The organism is Gordonia otitidis (assembly GCF_020735545.1).
In the GTDB taxonomy this organism is placed as follows: Bacteria; Actinomycetota; Actinomycetes; order Mycobacteriales; family Mycobacteriaceae; genus Gordonia; species Gordonia otitidis.
Genome location: NZ_CP085974.1, coordinates 3,960,946 through 3,975,056, shown reverse-complemented (window position 1 = coordinate 3,975,056; position 14,111 = coordinate 3,960,946). Strand labels below are relative to the sequence as shown.

Sequence of the window (14,111 nt, the reverse complement as noted above, 5' to 3'; positions counted from 1 at the left end):
GATGTGGTGCAGTGCCCTGTATTCCTAGCGTCGATCGCATGACAGCTAGCCGCCCACACGCCCACCCTGTTCGCAGACATCGCGGATGGCCATGGGTGACCCTGCTCTGTGCTGTGGTCATCGTCGCTGCGCTCCCGATCCTGCCCGCGGGCCATGCTGCCGCACACTCGACGACCATCAGCTCGACGCGCGACAGCGCCACGTCACACCGTGGACAGCCGGCGGGGATCGGCGAGGACCCCGCGTCAGCCGAGGTCATCAGGCACGTACTCGACGGGAACGGCGCCCGGGCGTTGGCAGCGCTCCCACCCGGCTTCGAATCGACCATGGGTTACCGCCCTGTCATCGAAGGAGGCACCGCGAGCAATCCCGACGGCGACTGCTCGTCACCGATACCGCTGCCCGACAAGTTCGAACCTTTCTGTCGCACACATGATTTCGGCTACGACGTGTTGCGCTATTCGGCTCGCACAGGTCATCCGCTCGGCGCGTGGGCCCGCCTCGGCCTCGACACGATGCTGGTGACGCGCATGCACGACACCTGTGACGATCCGATCTGCGATGCCGCGGCGGAGCTCGCACGGGTCGGACTCGCGGTGAACACGTGGAACGAGGGCGATGGTCCCCCACGCGACCGCCTCACGCCCCTGACCGCAGCCGCGTCGGCGGTTCGCCACCTCATCCACGACGACCACCGAGCCGACGAGAACCACGGGACCGACGAGAACCACGGGAACACGCACGGCGCAGCTCAGAGTTCGTCTGACGCACAACCCGCAGTAGCTGCACGATGAACGACCTCGCCGCCCGCAACGACTGCGATGCACCCACCCTCGCCGCCGGCCGCCGGACCGGATCTGCCGTCGGCCCCCTCCATCCGGCCGTCGCCTGCGCGGTGGTGATCGCAACGGTGGTCGGACTCTGGCCCTCACCTCTGCCCCGGACGCCCTGGCTCGCGGGCACGGTGGTGTCCGTCTGCGCTGTGCTCACCGTGACGTGCACGATGGTCTGGACGGCATATCGGCGCCGCCCACCGTTCGCCGCCCGCTGGTGGCCGACGGTGACCGCCGGAAGTGTTCTCGTGCTCGGCGCTGCGGCGAACATGTGGTGGCAGAACGGTATTCGCGCCGAGCTCGGCTACGACAGAGTCGGTATCGAGTGGATCGTCGCTCTCGTCGTCCCGACGACCGTGGTGGTCGCGGCGATCGTGTGGCTCCCCCGGCAGACTGCGGTTGCTGTCGCAGGGATCGCTGCGGTCGTCGTCGGTCTGCTCACCCCGACGACGGGACAGGCGTCGGCATCGGGATCGTCAGCGACGCTGCAGGAGCAGATCACGAACGACCGCGATGCACGTGCACTCGTCGAGCGCTGGGTCGACGAGGGCGGCCTCGACGACGACGCCGTGCTGGTGGCGGTTCCGACGGGGTCGGGGTGGGTGGACACCGGGGCCGTCGATGCGATCGCTGATCGCGTCGGGCGCATGCACACGATCTCGCCCCGCTACGCCTCGGTCGCGTCGTGGCGTGCATTCGTCACCGCTCGCGACGCGGCAGGCCGCGCATCCGTCACCCTGCTGTCGGCGCTGACCACCACTCTCGAGACCGTTCCGGCACACCGTCGTCCGCGCATCGTCCTGTACGGCCAGAGCCTCGGAGCGATCGGAGCCGAGGCTGCGCGGGTCTGGGCCGACGAACACCGACCCGGCATGGTCTGGGCGACGGTGCTCTCCGGCGTTCCGGCAGACACCATCGCCACGCATGCACACGGATCGTCACGCACCGTGATCGCCAACGCGACCGATCCGGTGACCGTCTGGTCGCCTGCGGTCAGCTGGCGCGCTGCTGATCGACCAGCCGACACTGTCACCGTCGGTAGGCAGACCCGGCATCTCCCGTGGCTGCCGCTGGTCACATTCGTCCAGACCTCCGCAGACCTGCTCGGATCGCTCGACGGCCCCGTCGGGGTCGGCCACCGCTACCGCGGCACCGATCAGGTTCCTCCGGTTCCCAGGCGAGCGCCTGCCGACCTCACATCATGCGACGTCGACGCCTCAGCAGCGAATGCGCCCGCCGAATGCGTATCCGTGACCACACCGCCTGTTGGAACAGCAGGGTCAGCCATCCGGCGAGGGCCATACCGATGAGATTCACGACGAGTTGCTCGGCACTGCCCCACACCGTGGCGCTGAGCCCGAACGCCGTGCCCAGAGCGATGTTTCCTGCCGCGGGGACCATGGTCACGGAGATGAACACACCCGTCAGTCCACCCAGTTTCGACGAGGTGACGGAGATGACGCCCGCCGCTCCGGCGACGAGTGCGACGATGAACGACCACCGGTCGGGGCTCGCGATGAACGCCACATTCGGATGCGGCGAGCGTAGTTCGTCAACCGTGACCCACCCGAGCAGTCGCACGACCAGCGCAAGAACGGCCGTGATCGCGATCGCCGCCACGAAACCAAGGATCAACGTCCGCGTCGCGAGGGCGAGCAGCACCCAGCGTCGCAGCACGAGCGCAACCCCCAGAGCCGCCACAGGTCCGAACTCGGGACCGAGAACCATCGCCCCGATGACGAGGATCTGGGAGTCGAGGACGATCGCGATCGCCGCGAGCACTGTCGCGAGCGTCATGAACGTGAGGTAGGTCCAGTTCAGCTCCGACTCGTCGTACGAGCGCTGGGCGACCTCCGACCAGACCACCGCGTCGGCGCTGCTGCCGGGAGCCTCGAGCTCGGCATCGAAGCCCGACCGCGACAGCCATGTGGCGACCGTGTCGATGTGAATCGTGCCGTCGTGATGCACACCCGTCGCGCGAAGACGGTCGACGAGGTCGTTGGCCACCTCACGCGGGATGTCGGCCTCGACGACGTCGCCGGCCGGTCGCGTCGCGACCCCGCGCAGCACAACGAGGCCGATCGCCGTCGGTTCGTTCGAGATGATCGCCTCGACCTCATCGGTCAGCGCGGTCGGCGACACGACGCGCAGGTGCAACATCGCTGAATCGTCACCGTCCCCGGGCCATCGTCACGCCGTCACCACTCGGTCGTGTGCCGTCTCGATCAGACGATCGGGCCGCGCGCCGCCTCGTACGCCGCGCCCACGCGATAGAGCCGGTCATCGGCGAGTGCCGGAGCCATGATCTGCAACCCGACCGGCAGACCGTCGTCACCCGACAGTCCGGACGGCACCGACATCGCCCCCACACCGGCGAGGTTGACCGGAAGTGTGCACAGGTCGAACAGGTACATGCTCAGCGGGTCGTCGACCTTGTCACCGATGGGGAATGCCGTGGTCGGCGTCGTGGGAGACACGAGGACGTCGACGTTCTCGAAGGCGGCGGTGAAGTCGCGGGCGATCAGCGTGCGCACCTTCTGGGCCTGACCATAATAGGCATCGTAGTAACCCGACGACAGTGCGTAGGTACCGATCATGATGCGCCGCTTGACTTCTGGACCGAATCCGGCCTCGCGCGTCAACGCCATCACTTCTTCTGCGCTGTGCTTGCCGTCGTCACCGACGCGCAGCCCGTACCGCATCCCGTCGAAGCGGGCGAGGTTTGACGACACCTCACTCGGCAGGATCAGGTAGTACGCACCGAGCGCATAGGTGAAGTGCGGGCACGACACCTCCACCACTTCGGCGCCGCGGTCGGTCAGAGTTGCAACGGCCCGCTCAAATGACTCCAGGACGCCCGGCTGGTAGCCCTCACCCTGCAGTTCGGTCACGACGCCGACGCGCACACCGGACAGGTCTCCGGACGCTCCCGCACGGGCAGCGCCGACGACATCGGGGACCGCGACGTCGATCGAGGTGGAATCGCGCTGATCGTGGCCGGCGATCACCTCGTGCAGCAGCGCGGTGTCGAGCACGGTTCGACCGCACGGGCCGCCCTGATCCAGCGACGACGCGCAGGCGACGAGTCCGTATCGGGACACCGTGCCGTAGGTCGGCTTGACGCCCACTGTCGCGGTGACCGCGGCAGGCTGGCGGATCGAGCCGCCGGTGTCGGTGCCGATGGCCAGCGGCGCCTGGTACGACGCGAGCGCTGCGGCGCTGCCACCGCCTGAACCTCCCGGGATGCGCGAGGTGTCCCAGGGGTTGCGCGTCACCTGATAGGCGGAGTTCTCGGTGGAACTGCCCATGGCGAACTCGTCCATGTTGGTCTTACCGAGAATCGGAATGCCCGCGGCGCGAAGCCGCGCGGTGACCGTCGCGTCGTACGGGGGTACCCAACCCTCCAGGATCTTGGACCCGCAGGTGGTCGGCGCGTCGGTCGTGGTGAACACGTCCTTGAGCGCCAACGGGACTCCCGTCAACGGTGACGACGCCTCGCCCGCGGCGACCGCGTCGTCGGCGGCTTTCGCGGCGACGAGCGCCTCGGACCCGCTGACGTGGAGAAATGCGCCGAGTTGATCGTCGATCTCGGCGATACGGTCGAGGTGCGCCTGGGTGACCTCGACTGACGACAGTTCGCGTGCGGCGATCTTCTCGCCGAGTTCCGCGGCCGACAGTCCTGTGATGTCGCCCGCCGCTCGGGTGGCAGGTGTCTGGGTACTCACTGTTCCTCCCCGAGGATCTGCGGGACGGCGAATCGGTCCTGCTCGACGGCAGGCGCACCGGAGAGCGCCTGCTCGGTGGTCAGGCCGGGCTTGACCACGTCCTCACGCAGGACGTTGGCCAGAGCGGCGGGATGTGCGGTCGGCGGGACGTCGTCTGCTGCGACCTCGGAGACCTGCGCGACATGCGTCAGGATCGAATCGAGCTGCTGCGCATAGAGATCGAGCTCGTCGTCGCCCAACGCCAGCCGTGACAGCCGCGCCAGGTGCGCGACCTGTTCGCGCGAGATGGCCGACCCTGCGTCCTGTGACCCAGATCCGTCAGACATTTGAAGAGATCACGTCCTTCCTCACCTGCGGGTGCGGTTGCTCGTCCGAGCGCCCACCGGCAACCCCATCAAGACTAGGCGACTGCCACCGCGCGTTCCTCAGTGGAGCCACCGCTTGAGTCGTTGCGTGATCCACGGCAGCACGAGATAGACCATGATCGGCGTGTTGATGAGTGTGGCGATCAGGGTCTTCACCACCAGCGGCAGAGCACCGAGATGCGGGATCACCAGGAAGTTGATCAGCAACGACAGCGGAAAGAAGCCGAGCCAGATGGTGATCGCCTGCTTCCATCGCGGCGGTGGGGCACCCATCACCCGGACCGCGTTCGTGAGGGTCGACTGCGGCTCGAACCACCCCTCGATGCCGGAGAGCCGATGAGTCGCGTAATCGACGGCCACGCCCTCACCACGGGACAGCCATGCCCTGCGCACCGGTGACGAGTTCCAATCGTCGAGCGCGGCGTCGTCGACGAAGCGGTACACGACGTAGTACTCGTCGGGTTTGGTGCTCGAGCGCAGCCAGCCACCACCGAGGAATCCGGGAAACGTCCGGGCCAACGCGATACCCGCGTCTGTCCAGGTGACGAAGTCGTGCTCACGGCCGGATTCGATGCGCCGGGCGACCGATGTGGTGACGTGGGTCGCAGGCTCGTCGTCGTGCGTGTGATCAGGGGCGGAAACCATGTACTCCATCGTGGATCCAGTGCGCGGCCGGTGCCATCCGAGCACGCCCGCTGTCACGGTGCGACAATGTCGCACGTGTCTTACCTGCTGCGCGTGTACCTCGAGGACCGCCCCGGCAGCCTCGGACTGCTCGCCGTGCAGCTCGGGTCCGTGGGCGCCGACATCCTGTCCCTCGAAGTCGTCGAACGCGGTGACGGTTATGCGGTCGACGACCTCGTGGTCGACACCGCGCCCGGATCGCTCCCCGACGCACTCATCACCGCCGCCGAAAAGGTGACGGGCGTGCGCGTCGACTCCATCCGCCCCTACAGCGGATTGCTCGACACCCACCGCGAACTCGAACTCGTCGACCAGGTGGCGACCGCCGACCACGACCGGCTCCAGGTACTCGTCGACAACGCGCCGCGCGTGCTGCGGGTGTCGTGGGCGATGGTCGTCACCCGGGCGGCGAGCGGGGTGCTACAGCTCTACGGAAGTTCTGGTGCGCCCGAGACGCCGCTGACCAGCGCCGACTGGTTGCCGCTGCAGGAGGCCGCTCAGTTCGCTCCGGATGCCGACTGGGTACCGGGTGCGTGGCAGGACATGGACACGCGGTTGGCCGCAGCGCCCCTCGGCGACGGCCGGAAGGCTGTGCTGCTCGGCCGGATCGGCGGCCCGGACTTCCGGCCGTCGGAGATCGCGCGGCTGGGTTATCTCTCGGGCATCGTGAGCACCGTGCTCCGCGCAGAATCCTAGCGCTACATCGAGACTCCCTGCGCCGCAACGGAAATGCGGAGTATGTGCAGGGCTCTGTGCGCGCAGGGCATACCGGCGTAGCGTGCAGGCATGGCCTGTATCGAGCTCGTACGCGGTGACATCACCGCGCAGCGCGTCGACGCCATCGTCAACGCGGCGAATTCGTCACTTCTCGGCGGCGGGGGTGTCGACGGCGCGATTCACCGCAGGGGTGGGCCGGCGATCCTTGCCGAGTGCCGGGAGCTGCGCGCCACTCGCTACCCCGACGGCCTGCCCACCGGTGCCGCGGTGTCGACGACCGCGGGCGACCTCGACGCGCAATGGGTGATACACACGGTCGGACCGGTGTATTCGAGGTCGACCGACCGATCAGAGCTCCTCGCCTCCTGTTACCGCGAATCACTCCGTGTCGCAGACGGACTCGGCGCGGACAGTGTGGCCTTCCCCGCCATCTCGACGGGCATCTACGGCTGGCCCATGGACGACGGCGCCCGCACAGCGGTGAGGACCGTCCGCGACGCCGACACCGCGGTCACCACCATCCGTTTCGTCCTGTTCGACGACGCCGCGATGGCCGCCTTCGAGACGGCCACCGCGGAATGAGTGACTTAGTTACTCGCGAATCGTCATGCGCGACAACTTGTCTCCGCTGACGGTGTAGGTGAACGTCGACGGTCCGTTGAAGCCGTCGCCTCGGTGACCGCGAGCGTCACGTTCTTGCCGATGAACTCGTTGTCGCTCCATCCGGCGATCTCGGCAGGTCCGGTGAAGACGCGACCCCAGTCGTCGACGGCACCGTCGGGTGTGAAGACGTCGAGAAATGCCTGCAGGTCACCGGCATTCGTCGCGTCGATGGAGGCCGCGACCGGAGCGGGTAGTGACGTGGTCATGTGAACTCCTCATGTCTTTCGGGTTGGCGGTGTGCTTACTTCACGATGATCCGCTTCACCGCGTTGTGTATCCACCGTTGGCGAAGATCGTCTGACCGGTGATCCAATGTCCCTCTGTCGCAAGGAAGGTCACAATCGGTGCGATGTCCTCGATGTCAGTCAGCCGGTTTCCCATGGCCTGCGACTTGTGGAATTCGACGCGCTCGGGGGTCTCCTGCGGGTAGAAGAACGGTGTGTCCATCGGCCCCGGCCCGATGCTGTTCACCGAGATTCCGCGATCGGCGAACTCCTTGGACGCTGCCCGCGTGAAGTGTTCGACCGGAGCCTTTCCACCCGCATACGTCGAGTAACCGTCGGTGTACGCCGCAAGCAGCGAGGTCACGATGCTGATGACCGTACCGTTGTCGTTCAGTCGCTTGCCGGCCTGCTGAATGAAGAAGTAGGCAGCCTTGGCATTGATGTCGAACATCGAATCGTATTCCACTTCAGTGGTTTCCACGATCGGCTTGCGTAGTACCCTGCCGACGGTGTTCACCGCGATGTCGACGCCACCGAACGCGTCGACAGCCGCGTCGAAGAGCGCCGACACGTTGTCCGGCACGGTGAGATCGCCCTGCACGATGACAGCCTTGCCGCCCTGCTCCTCCACCGCGGCTGCGGTCTTCTCGGCATCGGATCGGCTCGAGTCGCTGTTGTAGTGGACTGCGACGTTCGCACCGAGCGCAGCGAGGTCGCGCGAGACGAGTCCACCGAGATTTTTGGCACCTGCCGCAACGACAGCACTCTTGCCGTCGAGCTTGCGGGTGGTGGTCGCTGACAGATCCTGTGTCTGAGTCATGTGTTTCCCTGTCCTTTTTCGTATCCCTGCCTGCGTCTGACGCCCGGGCCGCCAGCGTCGCGCACGGTCGGTCTCGGACGAACACCGTCGACGTTAGGAACACCAACAATCAAATTCAATCGAAACCAAATGAATGTTTCTCAAGTAGGATTTGTGTATGAAGGATGCCGGAGACTCGCCAGCACTCGACACCCGACGCCTGGAGCAGTTCGTCGCTGTGGCCCAGGCGGGCACACTCTCTGCTGCCGCGGAACAGATGTTCCTCACACAACAAGCGCTCTCGACTGCGTTGCGACAGCTCGAGCGCGAGGTCGGTGTGCCGCTCTTCGACCGCTCCGGCCGCAGACTCGTATTGACGAGCGCAGGCGAAGCCCTGCTGGAGGGAGCGCTACCTCTCCTCGCGGGCGCGCGCGAGCTGGCGCGGTCGGTTCAACGACGTGCCGCAGGCACCACGCAGGCGTTCGTCATCGGGCACTCGCCCGCACTGTCGAGTGACGAAGCGTTCTCGCTCGTCGAACCTGCGCTCCAGCTGCGCCCCGACGTCTCGGTGACCTTCGTCCAGACGTTTCCCCGACACTTAAAGGACGGCCTTCTCGCCGGCGAACTCGACCTCGTACTCCGACGTGGCGTGGAGCCGCCGCCACAACTGACGTCGTCGATCGTCACCTATCACCCGTTGCGGTTGGCCATCCCCGCCCACCATCGCATCGCCGACCACGACCCGATTCGGGTTCGCGACCTCGCAGATGTGCCGATCGTCGTCTGGGCGCCGGAGCGACGCTCGTTCTATACGGACTTTCTCGTCGCCCATCTCCGACGCGGCGGCGTCGAGCCGCGCCTGCGCGTGTGTCGTATCCAGGGGGCGCCACCGGCGACCGCGGTCCTCGTCGACGACGATGCCGTCGCATTTGTCACCGACCCGCCGGGAACGACGCACGGCGGCCGCATCGTCGTGCGGGACTTCGACAGTCCGCCGCTGACCCCGGTTCAGGCTCTGTGGTTGCCGCACACGATATCCGAGTTCCGCGACACCGTGCTCAGCTCGATTCCTCAGCACTCGGGGTAGACGATTCGGCAGCACGCGCTGGGGGCTCCCCCGTCTCCAGGAGATGTGTGAACTCGTCCTCGTCGAGCACCGGCACACCGAGTTGCTCGGCCTTCGCCGCCTTGCTCCCCGGGGAGTCCCCGACGACGACGTAGTCGGTCTTCTTCGACACCGAGCCCGACGCCTTGCCACCGCGCGCCAGAATGGCTTCTTTCGCCCCGTCGCGCGAGTAGTTCTGCAGCGAACCGGTCACCACGACGGTCTTGCCCTCGAGCGTGCGCACGATCGACTCGTCACGCTCGTCCTCCATGGACACCCCTGCGGCACGCCACTTCTCGATGATCTCGCGATGCCAGTCGACGGCGAACCAATCGTGAATGCTCTGCGCGAGTGTCGCGCCGACGCCGTCGACGTCGGCCAGCTGTTCCGGGCTCGCGTCCTCGATTGCCTGCAGTGAGCCGAATTCGGTTGCGAGAGAGCGAGCGGTCGGCGGGCCGACGTGTCGGATCGACAACCCGACCAGGACCCGCCACAGCGGTGCGTGCTTCGCGTTCTCGAGATTGGCGAGTAACGCTCTGCCGTTCTGTGACAGTTCGCCGTCCTGGGTGGTGAACAGATCCGTCTTCCGGAGGTCATCCTCGTCGAGCGAGAACAGGTCGCCCTCATTGGTGATGACTCCGGCAGCCAGCAGCGAGGACGCACCCTTGTAACCGAGAGCCTCGATGTCCAGTGCGCTGCGCCCCGCCAGGTGGAACAGCCGTTCGCGCAGCTGCGCCGGGCAGGTTTCGGCGTTGGGACAGCGGATGTCGGCATCACTGTCCTTCTCCGGACGCAGCGGAGTGCCGCACTCAGGACACCGGTCGGGCATGACGAACTCGCGCTCGCTGCCGTCGCGCATCTCGACCACGGGGCCGAGCACCTCGGGAATCACGTCTCCTGCCTTGCGGATCGTGACGGTGTCGCCGATCAGCACGCCTTTGCGGCGTACCTCCGACTCGTTGTGCAGCGTCGCCCGTGACACCGTCGAACCAGCGACCAGCACCGGTTCCATGAATGCGAAGGGGGTGACACGTCCGGTCCTCCCGACGCCCACCTTGATGTCGAGCAGCTTTGTGGTCGCTTCTTCCGGAGGGTATTTGTAGGCGATGGCCCACCTCGGCGCCCTCGAGGTGGAGCCCAGGCGGCGCTGCTTGGCGAAATCGTCGACCTTCACGACGATTCCGTCGATCTCGTGCTCGACGTCGTGGCGGTGTTCGCCCCAGTAGGCGATGCGGTCGAGAATGGCGTCGGCACCAGAGACCTTGGTGGTGTGCGTGGATACCGGCAGACCCCATGCCCCGATCGCGAGATAGGCGTCGTGCAGCGACGCGGGCTTCCATCCCTCGGTGTGGCCGAGTCCGTGACAGATCATCCGCAGGCGGCGCTGCTTGGTGATCTGCGGATTCTTCTGTCGCAGCGACCCCGCCGCCGAGTTGCGCGGATTGGCGAACGGGGCCTTGCCGTCCTCGACGAGTGCTGCGTTGAGCGCCTCGAAGTCCTCGACCCGGAAGAACACCTCGCCGCGGACCTCGAGCACGTGCGGGATCGGGTAGTCGTCGGTGGACGTCAGGCGCCCCGGGACGTCTTCGATGGTGCGCGCGTTGAGGGTGACGTCCTCACCGGTCCGCCCGTCGCCGCGCGTCACCGCATGGTCGAGGACGCCGTCGATGTAGACGAGCGCGAGCGCCACACCGTCGATCTTGAGTTCGCACAGGTACTCGGTGCCTGCCCCGACCTCGTCCTCGACGCGTGACACCCATGTCCGCATCTCGTCGGCGTCGAAGACGTTGTCGAGCGACAGCATTCGTTCGAGGTGGTCGACGGGAGTGAACGCCGTCGAGAAGCCACCGCCGACGAGTTTGGTCGGTGAATCGGGCGTGGCGAGTTCTGGGTGGTCATCCTCGAGTTCTTGCAACTGACGCAGCAGGCGATCGAACTCGCCGTCAGAGATGATCGGCGCGTCCTTGACGTAGTAGCGGAACTGGTGGTCGCGGATCTCCTCGGCGAGCTTCGACCACTGCTCACGCACGTCAGCGCTGGGATCAGTGGTGGGGTCCGCAGAGCTGGAGTCCGTGGTGTTGGAGTCTGCGGTTCCGACGTCTTGTGCCACTCTCAAAGCCTAGCGAAGCCCACCGACACGCCCGCCCGGTCGGTGTCGGTGCCCTATCGTCACCCATATGCCGCACCCGATCGTGTTCGACGACGCCGACCCGGTCCTCATCCGGGTGCGCTCGATCGCGCTCGCACTCCCCGACACCAGCGAGGTCGTCGCCCACGGGCGTCCGACGTTCCGCTGCGGAAAGATGTTCGGAAACTACGGGGGCAGCGTCAAGGGCGGTGAGCGCCACGATCAGTCACTGTTGTTTATCCCCGACGCGTCCGAGCGGGAGGCTCTGCTCGACGATCCCCGTTTCTACCTCCCCGCCTATCTCGGTCCCCACGGCTGGCTGGGACTGCTTCTCGAGGACGGGTCCGACTGGGACGAAGTGGCCGAACTCCTCGACGCCAGTTACCGCCGGGTTGCGCCGAAACGGTCGCTCGCGAAGCTGTCGTCGATCGGCGACGACCCCGCCGAACGCTGAGCGAGACCGCCTGATCCGGAACTCTCGGACAAACCGGACTTCCGTTGGGAACGGCCACTTTTCGCCTGGCGAAGGGTTTAGCGTGAAGACATGGGCGCACCGTCGACCTCTCGTCGCGAACCGCTGACCGCCGATCAACGAAACTCCTTCGCGGCGGCCTACCTCGGCTGGGCGATGGATGCCTTCGACTATTTCCTCGTCGTGCTGATCTACGCCGACATCGCCAAGGACTTCGACGTACCGCTGGCGCGGATGGCGCTGATCACCACCATGACCCTGATCATGCGCCCGGTCGGCGCCTTCCTGTTCGGGTATTGGGCGGACAAACGCGGTCGGCGCATACCGCTGATGACCAATGTCGCGTTCTACAGCCTCATCGGATTTCTGTGCGCATTCGCGCCCAACTTCTGGATCCTCATGGTGCTACGCATGCTCTACGGGATCGGGATGGGCGGCGAGTGGGGCCTCGGCGCAGCACTGGCCATGGAGAAGATCCCCGAATCGCGCCGCGGATTCTTCTCCGGTTTCCTGCAGAGCGGCTACTCGATGGGATACCTCTGCGCTGCTCTGGCATTCCTTCTGCTGAACACCTGGTGGGGGCTGAACTGGCGCTGGATGTTCGCGCTCTCCATCATCCCGGCACTCATCACCCTGCTCATCAGGGCACGCGTCAAGGAATCCGCAGCGTGGGAGGCATCGCGCGAGCGGATCAAACTCACCCAGACCACCGCGCGGCAGATCTGGTCGAACCCGGCGATCTGGCGTCGCTTCATCTACCTGATCGCCCTGATGACGGCCTTCAACTGGATGAGCCACGGCACCCAGGACGTCTATCCGACCTTCCTCAAGGCTACCGACGACGACGGCGCCGGCCTTGCGGATAGTGAGGCGACATGGATCGCCGTGATCTACAACGTCGGCGCGATCATCGGGGGTTTGATCGCGGGCGCGTTGTCGGAACGCTACGGCCGCAAGGTGATCATCATCGCGTGCGCGCTCCTGGCGTTGCCGATTGTCCCGCTGTTCGCGTATTCGACGACGGCGGGCAGCCTGGCTCTCGGGTCGTTCCTCATGCAGATGATGGTTCAGGGCGCGTGGGGGGTCATCCCCGCACATCTGAGCGAACTCTCACCCGACGAGATACGTGGTTTCTATCCTGGAGTGACCTACCAGCTCGGAAACTGTCTCGCCGCGTTCAATCTCCCGATCCAGGAAACGCTCGCGGCATCGCACGGTTACCCGTTCGCGTTGACCGTGACCATCGTGCCGGTGCTGATCGTGGTGATCGTGCTGACTGCGCTGGGCTCCGAACGCAAAGGTGTCACCTTCGGAAGCGGTCAGGCGAGCGCGGTTGCACAGCGCTCGGCCTGATCGCCGTCAGAGCGCCTCCGGATCCTCGGCGAGCAATTCGCCCGCGCGTGCACACACGCCGAGCGCTGTGCGCGCCCACGTCGGCGTCGCACCGGCAAGACCGCACGTCGGCGTCACGATCACGTTCTCGGACAGAACTTTTCGAGCCAACCCGATCCGATCCGTCAGCGCGGCCAACGCGGTGGCGACCGTCTCCGCCCGAGCGCGTCGATCCTCACGCTGCGCCGAGAGCACACCTGCGACGAGAGCATCGCCGCGCTCTATCAGATCGCCGATACCGTCGAGCGTCGCGGTGTCGAGGACATCCGGGCCACTCGAGACCGCGCGGTCGAGCACGACCGAATGCGCTACTCCACGTAACCGTCCGATGAGATCCCAGCGGGGCGCACCGCAGTTGTGCACGATCGCCGGTCTCCCCACCTGCTCGACGATGCTCGCGAGCGCGTTCGCGACCTCGGGCAGGGGGATCGCACGGATCGGGTCAAGCCGCGTCAGCGGGGTCACCGTGCCGTCGAGAACGGCACCGATCAGCGGTTCGTCGAGTTGCACGGTCACGTTCGCACCAAGCCGTCGGGTGACCTCGGAGACGTGCTGGCTGAGGCCTTCGGCGGTCGACGCAACGACATCGTGCCACGCCCCGGTATCGCGTACCACCTTGTGCCCGTTCGGTAGCTCTACCGACGCCGCGAAGGTGAACGGCCCGCACACCGCGACCTTGACCGGGCGCCGGGTACCGATGAAACCTGCTGCGTCCCAGAGCTCCTCGATCGCATCGAGGTCGAATCTCAGATAGTCCGACGCCGCACGCGTGACTCCGGACGGGCGCGCCGACAGCCGGTAACCCCACGGTCCGGCGTCGATGGGCATGTCGACGAGCAGTGTGCCCATTCGCCCGACCATGTCGGCACCCACACCTCGAGCCGGCAACTCGGCGAGGTGGGTGAAATCGAGTTCCCCGTTCACGACTGCCGCGGCTTCGCGGGCGTCGGTTCCCGGCATGGAGCCGACGCCGGTACCGGTGCCGGTCGGCAGCGACGTCATCG

At 66.3% G+C, this 14,111-nt stretch carries 14 protein-coding genes and 1 pseudogene; 7 read left to right on the top strand and 8 right to left on the bottom strand.

What is annotated here, in order from left to right; genetic code table 11:
• The first annotated feature begins 38 nt into the window (after positions 1-38).
• Both LK459_RS18200 and LK459_RS18195 read left to right on the top strand, forming a co-directional pair.
• A complete protein-coding gene (locus LK459_RS18200; RefSeq protein ID WP_227919920.1) occupies positions 39-794 on the top strand; it encodes a hypothetical protein in 756 nt (251 codons plus the stop codon).
• Positions 791-2,143, top strand: coding sequence for an alpha/beta-hydrolase family protein (locus tag LK459_RS18195; protein WP_227919919.1), 1,353 nt, complete (start codon positions 791-793; stop codon positions 2,141-2,143). Before LK459_RS18200 ends, LK459_RS18195 begins: the two co-directional genes overlap by 4 nt.
• Here LK459_RS18195 and LK459_RS18190 read toward each other — a convergent pair.
• The 4 genes from LK459_RS18190 to LK459_RS18175 all read right to left on the bottom strand — a co-directional run bounded on the left by LK459_RS18190 (position 2,028) and on the right by LK459_RS18175 (position 5,577).
• Positions 2,028-2,993 (bottom strand): DUF389 domain-containing protein, encoded by a 966-nt coding sequence (locus tag LK459_RS18190; RefSeq protein WP_227919918.1) that lies wholly within the window; start codon positions 2,991-2,993, stop codon positions 2,028-2,030. The two genes, LK459_RS18195 and LK459_RS18190, sit on opposite strands and share 116 nt — an antisense overlap.
• Before the next feature lie 65 nt (positions 2,994-3,058).
• Positions 3,059-4,558, bottom strand: a complete 1,500-nt coding sequence (gene gatA, locus LK459_RS18185; RefSeq protein ID WP_227919916.1) for an Asp-tRNA(Asn)/Glu-tRNA(Gln) amidotransferase subunit GatA — start codon at positions 4,556-4,558, stop codon at positions 3,059-3,061.
• Positions 4,555-4,884, bottom strand: a complete 330-nt coding sequence (gene gatC / locus LK459_RS18180; RefSeq protein ID WP_227919914.1) for an Asp-tRNA(Asn)/Glu-tRNA(Gln) amidotransferase subunit GatC — start codon at positions 4,882-4,884, stop codon at positions 4,555-4,557. Before gatC ends, gatA begins: the two co-directional genes overlap by 4 nt.
• Positions 4,885-4,983: 99 nt before the next feature.
• Entirely contained in the window at positions 4,984-5,577 is a 594-nt protein-coding gene (locus tag LK459_RS18175) for an antibiotic biosynthesis monooxygenase (RefSeq protein ID WP_007239653.1), read from the bottom strand.
• A gap of 57 nt (positions 5,578-5,634) precedes the next feature.
• On the opposite strand from LK459_RS18175, the gene LK459_RS18170 reads away from it, so the two are divergent.
• Positions 5,635-6,303 carry an ACT domain-containing protein gene (locus LK459_RS18170; protein WP_007239652.1) on the top strand — a complete coding sequence of 223 codons (669 nt, stop codon included), beginning with the start codon at positions 5,635-5,637 and terminating at the stop codon, positions 6,301-6,303.
• 90 nt (positions 6,304-6,393) lie between these two features.
• On the top strand, positions 6,394-6,906 hold the full coding sequence (locus LK459_RS18165) for an O-acetyl-ADP-ribose deacetylase (RefSeq protein ID WP_227919913.1): 513 nt from the start codon (positions 6,394-6,396) through the stop codon (positions 6,904-6,906).
• A 9-nt stretch (positions 6,907-6,915) separates the two neighbouring features.
• Here LK459_RS18165 and LK459_RS18160 read toward each other — a convergent pair.
• Together LK459_RS18160 and LK459_RS18155 are read right to left on the bottom strand one after the other, a co-directional pair.
• Positions 6,916-7,193, bottom strand: a pseudogene (locus LK459_RS18160) (nuclear transport factor 2 family protein).
• 55 nt (positions 7,194-7,248) lie between these two features.
• Positions 7,249-8,031 carry an SDR family oxidoreductase gene (locus tag LK459_RS18155; RefSeq protein ID WP_227919912.1) on the bottom strand — a complete coding sequence of 261 codons (783 nt, stop codon included), beginning with the start codon at positions 8,029-8,031 and terminating at the stop codon, positions 7,249-7,251.
• Positions 8,032-8,188: 157 nt separating this feature from the next.
• On the opposite strand from LK459_RS18155, the gene LK459_RS18150 reads away from it, so the two are divergent.
• Positions 8,189-9,097, top strand: a complete 909-nt coding sequence (locus LK459_RS18150; RefSeq protein WP_227919911.1) for a LysR family transcriptional regulator — start codon at positions 8,189-8,191, stop codon at positions 9,095-9,097.
• Here the strand turns inward: LK459_RS18150 and ligA are convergent.
• The gene (gene ligA / locus LK459_RS18145) at positions 9,069-11,225 is read right to left on the bottom strand and encodes an NAD-dependent DNA ligase LigA (protein ID WP_007239647.1); all 2,157 of its coding nucleotides are present in this window, start codon (positions 11,223-11,225) and stop codon (positions 9,069-9,071) included. The two genes, LK459_RS18150 and ligA, sit on opposite strands and share 29 nt — an antisense overlap.
• Positions 11,226-11,292: 67 nt before the next feature.
• Between ligA and LK459_RS18140 the strand changes: the two genes are divergently transcribed.
• Together LK459_RS18140 and LK459_RS18135 are read left to right on the top strand one after the other, a co-directional pair.
• The gene (locus tag LK459_RS18140; protein ID WP_227919909.1) at positions 11,293-11,697 is read left to right on the top strand and encodes an MmcQ/YjbR family DNA-binding protein; all 405 of its coding nucleotides are present in this window, start codon (positions 11,293-11,295) and stop codon (positions 11,695-11,697) included.
• Positions 11,698-11,787: 90 nt separating this feature from the next.
• Positions 11,788-13,068, top strand: a complete 1,281-nt coding sequence (locus LK459_RS18135) for an MFS transporter (RefSeq protein ID WP_227919908.1) — start codon at positions 11,788-11,790, stop codon at positions 13,066-13,068.
• Positions 13,069-13,074: 6 nt separating this feature from the next.
• Here the strand turns inward: LK459_RS18135 and LK459_RS18130 are convergent, their stop codons facing one another.
• Positions 13,075-14,109, bottom strand: coding sequence for a uroporphyrinogen decarboxylase/cobalamine-independent methonine synthase family protein (locus LK459_RS18130; protein ID WP_227919906.1), 1,035 nt, complete (start codon positions 14,107-14,109; stop codon positions 13,075-13,077).
• Positions 14,110-14,111 lie beyond the last annotated feature (2 nt).

Excerpts from the sequence above, each read along its gene's own strand:
- LK459_RS18190 (WP_227919918.1), bottom strand. The coding sequence starts at position 2,993 with ATGTTGCACCTGCGCGTCGTGTCGCCGACCGCGCTGACCGATGAGGTC.
- LK459_RS18155 (WP_227919912.1), bottom strand. The coding sequence starts at position 8,031 with ATGACTCAGACACAGGATCTGTCAGCGACCACCACCCGCAAGCTCGAC.
- LK459_RS18200 (WP_227919920.1), top strand. The coding sequence starts at position 39 with ATGACAGCTAGCCGCCCACACGCCCACCCTGTTCGCAGACATCGCGGA.
- LK459_RS18135 (WP_227919908.1), top strand. The coding sequence starts at position 11,788 with ATGGGCGCACCGTCGACCTCTCGTCGCGAACCGCTGACCGCCGATCAA.
- LK459_RS18170 (WP_007239652.1), top strand. The coding sequence starts at position 5,635 with ATGTCGCACGTGTCTTACCTGCTGCGCGTGTACCTCGAGGACCGCCCC.
- LK459_RS18195 (WP_227919919.1), top strand. The coding sequence starts at position 791 with ATGAACGACCTCGCCGCCCGCAACGACTGCGATGCACCCACCCTCGCC.
- LK459_RS18175 (WP_007239653.1), bottom strand. The coding sequence starts at position 5,577 with ATGGAGTACATGGTTTCCGCCCCTGATCACACGCACGACGACGAGCCT.
- gatC (WP_227919914.1), bottom strand. The coding sequence starts at position 4,884 with ATGTCTGACGGATCTGGGTCACAGGACGCAGGGTCGGCCATCTCGCGC.
- LK459_RS18140 (WP_227919909.1), top strand. The coding sequence starts at position 11,293 with ATGCCGCACCCGATCGTGTTCGACGACGCCGACCCGGTCCTCATCCGG.
- LK459_RS18165 (WP_227919913.1), top strand. The coding sequence starts at position 6,394 with ATGGCCTGTATCGAGCTCGTACGCGGTGACATCACCGCGCAGCGCGTC.
- LK459_RS18130 (WP_227919906.1), bottom strand. The coding sequence starts at position 14,109 with ATGACGTCGCTGCCGACCGGCACCGGTACCGGCGTCGGCTCCATGCCG.
- LK459_RS18150 (WP_227919911.1), top strand. The coding sequence starts at position 8,189 with ATGAAGGATGCCGGAGACTCGCCAGCACTCGACACCCGACGCCTGGAG.